Below are 15,053 nucleotides of genomic sequence, written 5' to 3' on the forward strand. Positions count from 1 at the left end.
ATTTTATGGATTTTTTATTGTTATTGAGCGAATTAAGAAAAAGAGGCGTTGAACTTCGCAGAGAAGGGAATGAGCTGAAAGTGAAAGCTGCGGAAGGCATACTGAATGCTTCACTGATCGCATCTATTAAAGAACATAAAGATACTATTCTTGAACGTTTACAGATGGCCGAAAAAGAAAAGGCCGTGTTTCCTGTAGCGGCAGCTGCAGACAATTACCCTGTTTCTTTCGGACAAAAAGGTATCTGGTTGCTGAGCCAGCACCCGGATGCTTCAAGAGCATATAATATACCTCTTAGCATCCGGCTTGGACCGGCTGTAGTGCTTCCGGTACTGGAACAAGCCTTACAGGATATGGTGACCCGGCATGAGGCTTTACGCACTGCTTTCATCAGGGATGAAAATGGGACGTTAAGACAACAAATCTGCCAGGTAAAGTTATCTGTAAAATATAAACATATTCAGGACGAAACGCTAAAGACTGTTATGTATGAGGAGAGTATGGAACTCTTTGACCTTTCCAAAGCTCCCCTTATCAAAGCAACTATCATACAGGATACAGAACAGAGCTACCTGTTACTAAATATACATCATATCATTTTTGACGGATTTTCAGGTGGGATCTTCCAGCAGGAGCTGATGAATATTTATCAGTCGAAGCTGGCAAACAGGCCATCTTCGTTACCTCAACCAGGAAATACATTTAAGGACTTTGCTGCCTGGGAACATACGGCTATTCATGATAGACAATTGTTAAAGGAAGAGAATTTCTGGAAGGAACAATTGTCGGGAGAATGGCCTTTGCTGCAGCTCAGACAAAGCGTAAGACCTGTTGTAAGAACAAATGGAGGTGACCGTATTGTGCTGCATTTAGAGGATGCCTTACGTATACAATTAGGCGCTTATTGTGCGGGAGAACGTGTGTCATTATATGCTGCATTACTGTCTGCGCTGAATGTGTTGTTTTATCGCTACACCGGTCATTCAGATCTTTTAACCGGCACCGTAGTGACCGGACGGGAACATGTGTCCATGCAGTCTGTTATTGGATTGTTTGTAAACAGCCTGCCGGTACGTACAAAGTTATCTCCGGAAGATAGTATGGAGAAAGCCGTAGAAAAACAACACCGTTTACTGGAAGAAGTATATGTACATCAGCAGTTACCATTCAGTTATATGGTAGAGATGATGGATATAAAATATAATAGCAGCCATGCAGCAGTTTTTGATATACTGGTGGTGTTTAATGACAGGCGTAAGACTGGTGTATCTGAAGTTTCGTCAGATTTCATATTTATGGAAGATGATCTGCGTACTACCAGTCAGTTCGATCTTTCCTTTTCTTTCAGTGTAACCGATGATAGTTTAGATCTTTCTGTAGAGTTTAATACTGATATTTATGATGCAGCTTTTATTAGCCGTTTTGGTGTACACTATGAAAATTTATTACGGGCGTTTGTGAACTTTCCCGGGGTAAATATTTCTACTGTTGACTATCTATCAGTTGCTGAGAAAAAAGAATTACTGGAAGTATTTAATAATACAGTTGTTCCTGTAGAACAGGGTCATACCCTGGTGTCACTTTTCCGGGAACAGGTACAATTACATGGTTCACACCCTGTTTTGTATTTCCGCGATCGCTCTTTCAGTTTTGCAGAAATAGATGTTTTATCTTCTCAATTATCACATTACCTGCTTGCAGAATATGATCTTCTGCCGGAAGAACTGGTAGCTGTATGTTTACAACGCAGTGAGTGGCTGATTATTTCATTACTGGCAGTATTAAAAGCAGGTTGTGCTTATGTTCCGGTAGATCCTTCTCACCCTGCAGAACGTATTAACTATGTGATAGCGGATAGTGGTAGTCGCATCGTATTAGACAAGGAAGAGATTGAACGTTTTGAATTAGTACAGTCGTCCTATCCGGTTACTGCTCCTGAAATGTTGCAGCAGGATAGTTCTCTTGCTTATGTGATCTATACATCAGGTTCTACGGGTCGTCCTAAAGGCTGTATGGTAGAACATCGCAGTGTGTTAAACCGGTTGGCATGGGGAGCAAAACATTATGCCTATACCCTTAGCGATAAATTATTACAGAAAACGAATTTCACGTTTGACGTATCTGTATTTGAAATTTTCACTCCATTGTGTTTTGGGAGCAGTCTTGTTCTTTGTGAAGATGAAGATGTTTATTCACCGGAACGTATCGGAAGGCTGATTGCTTCTCACCAGATCACCTTAGCGCATTTTGTGCCTGGGATGCTGCAAAGTTTTATCAATACTGATATGGGTGGCGGAGCTGATCTGCGTTCATTGCGTCGTGTATTTTGCAGTGGGGAATCCTTGCCTTTAAGTACTGTTACCGCTTGGTATAAACAGGTTGCTATTCCATTGTCTAACCTGTATGGTCCCACAGAAGCATCCGTAGAAGTAAGTTATTATGATATTCCGTTTGATACAGGATTGATCACTATAGGAGGCCCGGTAAGTAATACACAATTGTATGTACTGGACGATTCACAACAGTTGTTGCCGGTTGGTATCAGCGGAGAATTATACATAGGAGGAGTGCAGGTGGCAAGAGGTTATCATAATCAACCTGAGTTGACAGCAGCGCGTTTTATACCAGATGAATTTAAAGGGAGTGGAAGGTTATATAAGACCGGCGACAGGGTTAGGTGGTTGTCAGATGGGAGTATTGAATATATAGGACGTATGGATAACCAGGTAAAATTACGTGGTTATCGTATAGAACCAGGCGAGATAGAACATGTGTTAACAGAACAACCAGGTATTACAGCCGCCATTGTGGTGGTACATAATGATATGTTACTGGGGTATGTAGAAGGTACATGTGATGAGTTATTACTAAAGAAATCATTACAACAACGTTTACCTGATTACATGGTTCCGGTAAGGATCATACAGGTAGAAAGTTTTCCGTTGACGGGCAGTGGTAAAGTAGATCGTCGTGCATTGCCTTTACCGGACAGTATAATTGCTTCCGCCTATGTAGCACCGCGTACCAGTCTTGAAACCGGGTTAAGTGTTTTATGGAAGGAATTATTAAAGAAAGATGATGTTATCAGTGTGGAATCAGATTTCTTTGAACTGGGGGGACATAGTTTGCGTTTAATGCAACTGATCAATCAGTATGAGAAATTATACCATGTAAAAGTGTCGATGCCCTTGTTATTCAGGCATACCACGATCGCTTCACATGCAAAGTTATTAACCGGCAGCGCAGCCGGAGAGTATACGCCTATTCTTCCTGTGGGCATATCCCCGGATTACGCAGTGTCTGACGGACAGCGGCGGATATGGATTTTAAGTCAGTTGAAAGATGCATCAGTTTCTTACCATCTGTTTGGTCATCTGGAATTATCAGGTGAGTATGATGCTGGTTTATTCGAAGAGGCAGTATTGAGAATAATAGCCCGTCATGAGAGTTTACGCACCGTCTTTCGTGAAAACCCGGATAGTGAGTTGAGACAGGTTATATTACCTGCAGATCAGCAGCAATTTCATTTACATACCGGTTTTGCAAAAGATCTGGCCACTGCAAAATTATCCCTTCAGGAAAGTATTGAACAACCGTTTGATCTGGCAAATGGCCCTCTGCTGAGGGTTAGCCTGTTAAAACTGGGAACAGGTGGTAGTCTGTGTGGTTTTAATATGCATCATATTATCAGTGATGGCTGGTCTATGCAGATTTTACAACAGGAAGTGTTTGCAGTATACAATGCATTGAAAGAAGGTAAACCTGCAGTATTGAAGCCATTGGCCATCCAGTATAAAGATTATGCAGCCTGGCAGCAATTGCAGCCAATGAAGTTATCTGCTAACTGGTGGAAGGAGCAGTTTGCAGGAGAACTTCCTGTATTGGAATTGCCGGGTAACAGCGGCCGGCCATCTGTTAAAACCTATCATGGTTATGTATTGTTGTACAGGATTAATGCTGTCAATACCGGGAGACTCCAGGCTTATTGCCATAAACAGGGAAGTACCTTGTTTATGGGATTGCTGGCGGTACTCAATACTTTGTTATACCGATACAGCGGGCAGGAGGATATTATTATCGGCTCTCCGGTAGCAGGCAGAAATCATAGTGAACTCGAAGGACAAATTGGTTTTTATATCAATACACTTGCATTACGTAATCATCTGAAGGGAGAGGATAGTTTTTCTGCTTTACTGGAGAATATTAAGCGGCTTACACTGGAGGCGTATGAGCATCAGGCCTATCCTTTTGATAAACTGGTGGAAGACCTGCCACTGAAAAGAGATACCAGCAGGGCTGTATTATTTGATGTGATGATGATCCTTCATAATCAGCAGGAGAATAATGAAGGCAGTCGGCTGGAAGCAGGTAAGGTATATGATGGTGGTGCGTGTACCGCTAAATTTGACCATACATTTTATTTTACACCTACGGCAGATGGTCTGGATATGGGTGTTGAATACAATACGGATATCTATGATAAGGCACATATGTCATCCATGCTGATGCATTTTGATAGCCTTTTACAGTCTGTGTTGAATAGTCCTGAAGAGTCTATCAGCAAGGCTGATTATCTGTTACAGGAAGAAAAGGAACAGTTACTTTTTACATTTAATAATACGGCATTTGATTATCCCCATGATACAACTGTTATAGATCTTTTCCGGGAACAGGTTAGCGCACGTCCGGAGGCATCTGCTGTAATATTTGAGGGTAACAGCTATACTTACCAGCAACTGGAAAAGCATAGTAATGCACTTGCCGGCTGGTTACAACAACAAGGGGTATCGTCAGAAGTACAGGTACCTGTGTATCTGCCAAGGTCTGCGGATCTTGTAGTAGCTATATTAGCTATCCTGAAAGCTGGCGGTACCTATCTGCCTGTAGATCCTGAATATCCATTACAGCGTGTACAATACATGCTGAATGATGCAGCAGCATCTGTGATCATTACGAATAGAGAACTGGCAAATCAACTGGATGGTCCTGCCCGTTATAAGATCATTACAACAGATCATATACCGGATGCATCATTGATTGATATTAGGGTTAAATCAGATCAACTGGCTTATGTGATTTATACTTCCGGTTCTACGGGTAATCCTAAGGGTGTGCAAATTCCCCATAGTAATCTTGTTAATTTTATCCATGGAATGGATCATCTTCTTGAATTAACACAAGATGATCATCTGCTGGCTATTACGTCTATTTCTTTTGATATTTCCATACTGGAATTATTGTGGACGTTAAGTCGTGGTATGAAGATTACGATTCGCAGCAGTAGTATGTCTTTGAATAATTTTGATCAGTATACATCTGTTACTGCTTTGCAGATCACCCCATCTTATTTAGGTGTGTTGCTGGAAGATACAGGTTCGCATGTATTCCTTAGTAACCTGCAGCATCTGATAGTAGGCGGGGAGAAATTTCCGGAAGATTTACTGAGCAGGGTAAGGAACTATACATCGGCGAAAGTATATAATGTTTACGGTCCTACAGAAACCACTATCTGGTCGAGCGGAATAAAGCTGGAAACCGGAAGAGTGACAGCAGGTAAGCCGATCGTCAATACAGGTATTTATATCCTTGATAAGAACCAGCAATTATGCCCGGTTGGTATTAGCGGAGAACTATACATCGGCGGAGCCGGTGTTGCCCGTGGTTACTCGAATAACGAAGCGCTCACCGCTGCAAGATTTATCACCTTAGCTCAAACAGGGAGAATATATGCTACAGGTGACCTAGCGCGATGGCTACCGGATGGCACTATAGAAATACTGGGGAGAAATGACCACCAGGTAAAAGTAAGAGGTTATCGTATTGAAACAGGAGAAATAGAAAGCGTAATCAATACATATGAAGAAGTACGCCAGTGTGTAGTTGTAGCAGTGAAAGATGAAACAGGGAATAACCTGCTGGCCGGTTATCTGTCGGTCAGGAAAAATTACAGGGAAGAAGTTTTATATAATTTATTAAAGCAACGTTTGCCGGATTATATGCTGCCCTCTTATTTTATAGAGGTGGCTGATTTACCATTGACGCCGAATGGAAAGATTGACCGGAATGCCTTACCAGCCCCCGGAAGTATCCGGAATGCGGTATATATAGCACCTGCTAATGAACAGGAAGAACGGGTCAGCCATATCTGGCAGTCATTACTAAAGCAGGAGAGGGTAAGTGTAACAGACGACTTTTTTAGTCTTGGGGGGCATAGTCTGCGTTTAATGCAACTAACCAACCATTACAACCGGGAATTTGGTATCAGGCTTTCTATGGAAGACCTGTTCAGATATACGACCATCCGTGATCATGCAGTGCTGATAGCAGGTAAAAACAGCGCTGTATCTGAAGGCATCCCTGTATTACCTGTACAGCAGGATTATGTGGTATCAGACGGACAGCGCCGTCTCTGGATACTGGCACAGCAGGAGGAGCTTGGCGGTGCTTATCATTTACCGGGAAGTATTGAGTTTAATGAAGCATTATCGATACCCGCACTTGAAAATGCGATCGCCGGTGTGATTAACCGGCATGAAATACTGCGTACGGTATTCCGTGAAAATGAGCAAGGTGAATTACGACAGGTGATTTTATCAGCAGATAAAATGCCATTCAACCTGGAATACATACATCTGGAAGATACAGATGAACAGGAGATCAGCAGGTATATTGCGGAAGTCTCCTGCAGGCCTTTTGATCTCCGGCACGGACCATTATTCCGTGCCGGCCTTATCCGCAAAAGCAACGACAATTATCAGCTCTGGTTCAATATGCATCATATTATCAGTGATGGCTGGTCTATGGAGGTGTTGTTGAAAGATGTGCAACAGTTGTACATGGCAGAGACAAAAGGGAACGGACTTATCCTGCCACCGCTATCCATACAATACAAAGATTATGCAGCGTGGCAACAGGCACAGTTAAATATGCCTCAGGCGGCAGCACACCGGTTATACTGGCAACAACAATTACAGGGAGATCTTCCCGTACTGGAATTGCCGGCCACTAATCCACGCCCGCTGTTGCAAACGCAGAATGGTAAGGGATTAGCCATGTTTATCCCTGGTTCGTCCGTATCACCTTTGCAGGAACTGTGTAATGCACATAATGCAACGCTGTTTATGGGATTGCTTGGCGTACTTAAGACATTGATATATCGTTATACCGGGCAGGAAGATATTATTATCGGAAGCCCTGTTGCTGGTCGCGAACATGCTGCCCTGGAAGACCAGATAGGTTTTTATATCAATACTCTTGTTTTGCGCACGCGGATCATTCCTGCAGCCGGGTTTACAGATTTGCTCACCAATATAAGAGCTACCACACTAGCTGCCTATGAACATCAGGGTTATCCTTTTGACAGACTGGTAGAGGGCCTGGAACTGAAGAGAGATACCGCCCGTTCTCCTTTATTTGATGTGATGATGACTATGCAGAATCAGCAGGACAATAGTGATGCCGCAGATGTTCCAGCCAGGGAAGAGATTTTTGCCACAGGCATGATCCATGTGAAATATGATATGCTGTTCAATATTCAGCAGATAGGAAAAGGAATACGGCTGGACCTCCGTTATAATGCTGATATATACAGTGAAACTGATGCCCGTAAAATATTACAGCACCTGCGCCGGCTGATTGATATAGTGGTAGACAGTCCGGCAGCACCTTTATGGAAACTGGACTATCTCTCTGCTGCAGAACATACCCATTTAACCAGGGGGATCAATATCAACAGGCATGTCTATAACCGTGATAAGCATATTATCATACTGTTTAAAGAACAGGCCGCCCGTACACCGGAAAAAACAGCCGTGATAGCAGCCGGGGAAACAATCTCCTATGCGGAACTGGAGGCACGCAGTAACCAATTGGCCAACTACCTGCTGGCTACCGGTACTTCACGTGAAGAACCTGTGATCGTGATTGCCCGTAAATCCGTTTCGCTGGTTATTAACATACTGGGTATTCTAAAAGCAGGTGCCGCTTTTGTACCTGTAGATCCTGGTACGCCCGAAGACAGGCTTCAGTATATCATCGCAGATACCAATGCCAGGTTCATTACAGGCGATATGGAGGGCATTAGGGCTATTCAGCCACAGGACTGGGCACATATGTCACCCTCAGCACCTTCCGTTACAATCCGGCCTGATCAGGCGGCTTACGTCATGTATACCTCCGGCTCTACCGGTAAACCAAAAGGAGTGGTGATTGCGCATTATTCACTTACAGATCACCTGCTGGATATTATCCCGCGTACCGGACTGGATGAATGCCACTCATTTGCTATTCTTGCCTCCCTTGCCGCGGATGCCTATTATACCATCTTCTTTGCGTCCCTGTTACAGGGAGGTGAACTACATCTGCCTGCAGAAGAAATACTCTTTAACGGGGTATTGCTAAAAGAATACCTGGGAGAGAACCGGATAGATGGGATTAAGATTTTTCCTTCCCTCTGGCAATCGTATGCCGGTGAGGATATCGTGATACTGCCACATAAGGTGCTCATATTCGGAGGTGAGGCATTCAGCAATCATCTGTTAAAGCGGATAAGAGAATCGGGCTATAAAGGGCGCTTATTTAATCATTACGGCCCTACAGAATCCACGATCGGTGTATTGCTTCACCAGGTAGATATAGACCGTCCGTATATACAGGTGCCTGTTGGGCGTCCTTATTCCAATACACAGGTATATATCACAGACAGATATCTCCGCTTATGTGCTGAGGGTGTTGCAGGTGAATTACTTATAGGAGGAGATGGCGTAGCACTTGGTTACCTGAACAATCCTTTGCTTACAGCAGAGAAATTCATACCAGACCCTTTTACTCCCGGTGCCATTGTATACCGTACCGGCGACCTGGTACGCCGTAATACAGAAGGAGAGATTCTTTATATCGGCCGTACCGACGACCAGGTAAAAGTAAGAGGTTACCGTATTGAACCTGGGGAAATAGAACATGTGCTGCTAAAACAGGCTGGTATCACCGGAGGCGTAGTTACTGTATTCAAAGATGCAACCGGACAAAATTCGCTGGCCGCTTATTATACCGGGGAAGCCCTTACATCCGCAGTGCTGCGTACAGGTATGTCTGCAGAACTACCTGAGTATATGCTGCCAGCCTGGTTTATTCATCTGGACCATCTGCCATTAATGAAAAACGGTAAAACAGACCGGAGGGCATTACCTGCTCCAGACGGTATCTTATCACCTGTACAGGTACATTATACCGCCCCGCGTAATGAAGTGGAACAAGCCGTACTTGAATCCTGCCAGCATGTGATTAAAAGAGAATTGCCCGGTGGTATGACAGACAGTTTTTTTGAATCCGGCGGAGATTCCATCAAAGCCATCCTGCTGGCCACACAGCTTAAAAAGCGCGGATATACTGTAAAGGTGGGAGATATACTTAAATACCCTGTACTGGAAGTATTATGCAGATTCGTGACAGGTACGGTACAACCGGTTGCTGCGATACAGGAAACAATAGAAGGGAAGGTATTACTGACACCTGTACAAACTTCCTTCTTTGAAAATAATTACGCTGATAAACATCATTACAACCAATCCGTATTACTGGAAAGCAGTTCCCCTTTAAACAGCGGCATTATAGAAAAATGCCTGCAATATTTAACGGCACATCACGATGCCCTGCGCATGGTATTTACTGAGGAAAATGTTGGCTGGCAGCAGTATAACAGGAACAATAATGAAAAGGCGTATCACCTGGAAGAGCATGATCTGCGCAAACATCCGGAAGTAGAAAAGGAGATGAGAGAGATCTGCGATGAAGTACAATCTTCTTTCAACCTGGCTAGAGGTCCGCTGTTTAAGGCAGTATTGTTCCATTTTTCCGAAAATGATTGCCTGTTGCTTGTTGCGCATCATCTTGTAACAGATGGCGTAAGCTGGCGTATTATTATAGAAGATTTGTCCCTGTTATATGCCCAACTGGAAAATCAGCAGCCTGTAAAATTACCGGCCAAAACAGATTCTTTCCTTAAATGGGCTGCCGGACTGTATCAGGTTAGTAATACACTGTTTTCCGAAATCAGTTATTGGGAATCAATGGCCGCCAATCCTTTGCCACAGGATGCTGATCTTCCGGCTACAAACCCTGTTTCACTGTCTTTCAGTTTGAGTAAAGAACAAACAACTTCCCTTGTTAATGAAGCAGGGAAAGTTTATAATACGGATGTAAAGGACTTGTTGTTGTTAGCGCTGGGAATGTCTTTAAAAGATGTTTTCAAAATAAACAGTGTATTACTGGAAATGGAAGGGCATGGTCGCGAAGAGATCATACCTGAGTGTAATGTTTCGCGTACGGTAGGATGGTTTACCAGCATGTATCCTTTTGTTCTTACAATACCCGGAGAGAATATTACCGATAACCTGGTACAACTGAAAGAAACATTGCGGAATATTCCCAACAAAGGAATAGGGTATGGGATGCTGCGCTATTTACAGCAATCATTGAAACTATCCCGCCTGCCGGATATTACATTTAATTACCTGGGTACTTTTGATACAGCATCTGATAAAGAAGTATTTAGTTTGTCTGGCCGTTACAGAGGCCTGGAAACTTCCGGCAGCTATCTGCAACGGCATAAATTAATGATCTCATCTGTGATTGCGGAAGGAACGCTGTTATGCAGTGTCAGTTTCTCCGGTGCACAATACAAACCGGCCACTATACAAAAATTGTTACAGGGGATGGAAGGTCATCTGTCAACAATGATCTCCCGGTTAGCTGTGGAAAAAAACACCTGGGTTACACCGGCAGATCTTAGTTTTAAAGGGATCAGTATAGGAGAACTGAAGTCACTGAATCCCACCGGGCAAACAGAAGACATCTACGAACAGTCGCCTTTGCAGGAAGGGATTTATTATCACTGGTTATCTTCACCAGCCTCTGCTTCTTATGTAAACCAGGTGTCTTACCAGGTATCCGGACGACTGGACATAAACGTGATTAAGAAAAGTTATGATTATTTGTGTAACCGTCATGCTATTCTGCGTACCTCTTTCACGCACCGTTATGCAGAAAAAAATCTGCAGATAGTAAAAAGAAAGGCTGGTAATGAGGCGAAACATATACTGATGCCGGCAGATGTTGAGGAAGAGGTGTTTATACGTAGCTGTAAAGAAAGTGATATTCAGCAGGGATTTGATCTTCATACAGATTCACTGATGCGTTTATCCATTGTGGAAACAGGCAAAGATCAGTATGTTTTTATCTGGACTTATCACCATATCCTGATGGATGGCTGGTGCAGTGGAGTGCTGATTAGCGAGCTATATGTAATTTACCGTTCTATACTGGCAGGTGGCAGTCCCATGCTTCATCCTGTATTCCCTTATGTGAATTACATTAACTGGCTGGTCCGTTTGGATGCCGGTATCAGTAAAACATACTGGAACCGCTACCTGGAAGGATATGAAAATACGGCCCGTGTACCCTTTAAGCAATTCATAAAACAGGAACGCCCGCGAATGCAACGTTTCCCTTTTATGATCAGTAACGACATAATGGTAAAGGTCCGCCGGATATGCAGTACACTGGACATTACAGAAAATACATTTATACAGGGTTGCTGGGCATGGTTACTAAGCAAATACAATAATACACAGGATGTGGTGTTTGGGGCGGTTGTTTCCGGGCGTCCGGGAGAACTCGAAGGTGTGGAAACCATGATAGGTTTATTTATCAATACTATTCCTGTAAGAGCTCATTATACAGATCAGGATACCATTGGAAGTTTCCTTAAACGGATTCACGGAGATGCCGTAGATACCCTGCCACATCATTACCTGCCACTTGCAGAAGCACAGGCAGAAAGTATATTACGCAATGAGTTGTTCGATCATATTTTTGTATATGAAAACTTTCCTGTACAGGAAATTATTTCCTCCGGATTATCAGGAGGAGAAGGTCTGGAATCACTAACGCTGGTATCATCTGATGTGTATGTGGAATCCAACTATGATTTCACTGTACAGGTAGCCCCGGTAGGCAATGAGGTACGGATCACATTCATGTACAGGGATACCGCTTTTTCTGCTGCAGCCATCGCAGAGATGCACGCTCATTTAATGAATGTGATTACAGGGTTTGCAGAGGATGAGCAGGTACCGTTAAGTGATGTACGTTTCCTTAGTGCAGTGGAACAGCAACTGTTACTACAATGCACATCGGCAGTAGCATATCCTGTACAGGAAACGATTATCTCCCTGTTTGAAAAACAGGCATCATTAACGCCGGATGCCCCGGCATTGGCATTTGAAGGGCACATATTGACCTACAGAGAACTGAATGATGCAGCTAACCGTCTGGGACATTACCTTGTCAGTAAAGGGGTGCAACCGGGAAGTCTGGTGCCTTTATGTGCAGACCGTTCTGTAGAGGCTGTGACTGGCCTGCTGGGTATTATGAAAGCAGGTGCCGGCTATGTACCGGTAGATCCTTCTTATCCAAAGGAACGTATCAGTTATATCCTCTCGGATATCGGGGCTGATATTGTGGTAACCCTTAGCGGGAGTGCGGATAAAATAACAACTGGCAGCAAGGTGTTGCTGGATAATGATGCGGAGTTAATTGCAGCCTGTTCTTCCGCAAATACTGTTGTTGTGAATACGGGTAACAATCCTTTGTATGTGATCTATACTTCTGGTTCCACAGGCACTCCAAAAGGAGTGTTGATCAGTCATACAAACATGGTGGATTATGTTTATGGCATACAGCAAAAATTACCGTTATCAGATTGTAAACAGTTGGCACTTGTATCCGGTATCTCCACCGATCTGGGGAATACCGTATTATATACATCTCTTTTACAGGGAAGTTGCCTGCACCTGTTCTCTATGGATATGGTGAATAACGGAAATGCGCTTACCGGATATTTTAACAGGTATGAGATCGATTGTCTCAAGATAGTGCCTTCTCACTGGAAAGCATTATCATCCGGTGATCAGCTGCTGCTGCCTGCCCGCTTGCTGATATTTGGAGGAGAAACCCTGCATACGGATGTAGTAAGGAAGGTAAGGGCAACCGGTAGTACCTGTACGATCGTTAATCATTACGGTCCTACGGAAACTACTGTTGGTAAATTGTTACACATAGTAACCGACGCGGATGATTATGGGGATATTATACCGGTAGGCAGGCCGTTTTCCAACACACAGATATATATCCTGGATAAACAACAGCAGTTATGTGCGGCGGGTACGACCGGAGAATTGTATATCGGCGGTATTGGCGTATCAGCGGGCTATTTACATAACCCGGAGTTAACAGCCCTGCGCTTTGTGGTAAATCCTTTTGCAGATGATATGTTGTACAAAACAGGAGACGCTGTAAAATACCTGGAAGACGGCAATATTGTTTTTCTGGGACGTACTGATAACCAGGTAAAAGTACGTGGTTACAGGGTGGAACTGGAAGAGATTGAAAACGTATTACAAAATGCACCGGGTGTAACACAGGGGGCCGTTGTGATCGTAGAAGATGCCGCAGGTGACAAACAACTGGTAGGATACATCACCGGAACGGCAAACAGGCAGGACGTGGCTGCTTACCTGCAGGAACGTTTACCAGTGCATATGCAGCCTTCACAATTGTTACAACTCCCGGTTTTGCCACTTACCGTCAATGGTAAGATCAACCGGAGAGAACTGGCAATACTTGATATTACAGGTATGCAGGAACAGGTCGTTTATGTTGCTCCGCGTAATGAAACAGAGATTATGCTGGCAGATTTGTGGCAGGAGGTGCTTGGACTACAAAATCCGGTAAGTGTAAAAGCTGATTTCTTTGATCTTGGAGGCCATAGCATAAAAGTAATTAAACTGTTATCCCGTATTTCAAAAGCTTTTGGAATAGTACTAAGTATACAGACCATTTTCAAAGAAGCGACCATTGAACATCTTGCTCATGAAATAGAAAACATCCGCTGGCTCAACCAGCAACAGCAACCCAGTGATAAACCCAAAGAAAAGATCAAAATATAACCTCTAAAAAAATCAATTATGGAAAACATTATAGATACACTGATCAATGAGAGCAGTGTTATTCAAAAACCATTCGATGAGCAGAGCAACCAGGTATTGCCTTTACTGATCACTCCTGCTGGTCCGGATAGTGACCTGAGCCTGTGGGTAAAGGAAAATGCAGCAGCGTTCGACCGTCTGCTGGTCCAACACGGTGGCATTCTTTTTCGTGGTTTCGGGATCAGGTCTGTAGAGGATTTTAACAACTTTATGAAATGTTTCAATACAGACCCGCTGCCTTACATGTTCCGTTCTTCTCCCCGAAAGGAAGTAGATCTCAATATCAAAAATATTTATACCTCTACCATATATCCTAATGAGCGTACCATCAACATGCATAGTGAATCTTCCTATAGCAGGGTATGGGGGAAAAAGATAGTTTTCTGCTGTATCATTCCTGCCACAGAAGGAGGTGAAACGCCTATTGCAGATACCCGCAGGGTTTTACAGGCACTGAGTCCTGCACTGGTGGAAAAGTTCAGGGCAAAAGGTGTAAGATACCGTCGTAATCTGTTGCCGGACCTTGGCATGCCATGGCAGGAAGTATTCCAGACAGATGATCTGAAAGTAGTAGATGAAACCTGCAGGAAGAATAATATTGAGTATAAAATACTGGATAAAGACCATATGGTAATTGAATGGGTAAAGGATGCAATTGTAAAACATCCGGTTACACAGGAGGATACATGGTTTAATCATGCTTACTTCTTTCACCGTTTTTCACGTTATGAAGAACTTGAACTGGAACATGATGATTTCTTCCCGAGTGAATATCTTACCTCTGAAACATTCTTTGGTGACGGTACAGAGATCTCTTCGGAAGAATATAAAGAAATCGCAGCAGCCTACAAACAGAATATTGTAGCATTCCCTTATCAGCAGGGGGATATCATTTTCCTCGATAACATGCTGGCTGCACACGGACGTTATCCTTACAAAGGCGACAGACTGATTGCCACTGCTATTATTGAAGCCGCTTACGACGCAGGAAATATTAATTCATAGTTA

Annotated in this window: 2 protein-coding genes; both read left to right on the forward strand. The window is 43.5% G+C overall.

Features of this window, described 5'->3' with window-relative positions; all coding sequences use genetic code 11:
- Window positions 1-5: 5 nt before the first annotated feature.
- The gene (locus tag GO495_RS16810) at window positions 6-14,006 is read left to right on the forward strand and encodes a non-ribosomal peptide synthetase (protein ID WP_157300877.1); all 14,001 of its coding nucleotides are present in this window, start codon (window positions 6-8) and stop codon (window positions 14,004-14,006) included.
- A gap of 18 nt (window positions 14,007-14,024) precedes the next feature.
- Complete coding sequence (locus tag GO495_RS16815) at window positions 14,025-15,050, forward strand: TauD/TfdA family dioxygenase (RefSeq protein WP_157300878.1); 1,026 nt, start codon at window positions 14,025-14,027, stop codon at window positions 15,048-15,050.
- Window positions 15,051-15,053 lie beyond the last annotated feature (3 nt).

Origin of the sequence: Chitinophaga oryziterrae, assembly GCF_009758125.1 — a bacterium.
Classification (GTDB): Bacteria; Bacteroidota; Bacteroidia; order Chitinophagales; family Chitinophagaceae; genus Chitinophaga; species Chitinophaga oryziterrae.

Bases quoted from the DNA above. Each gene is read 5' to 3' on its own strand.
- GO495_RS16810 (WP_157300877.1), top strand. From the start codon at position 6: ATGGATTTTTTATTGTTATTGAGCGAATTAAGAAAAAGAGGCGTTGAA.
- GO495_RS16815 (WP_157300878.1), top strand. From the start codon at position 14,025: ATGGAAAACATTATAGATACACTGATCAATGAGAGCAGTGTTATTCAA.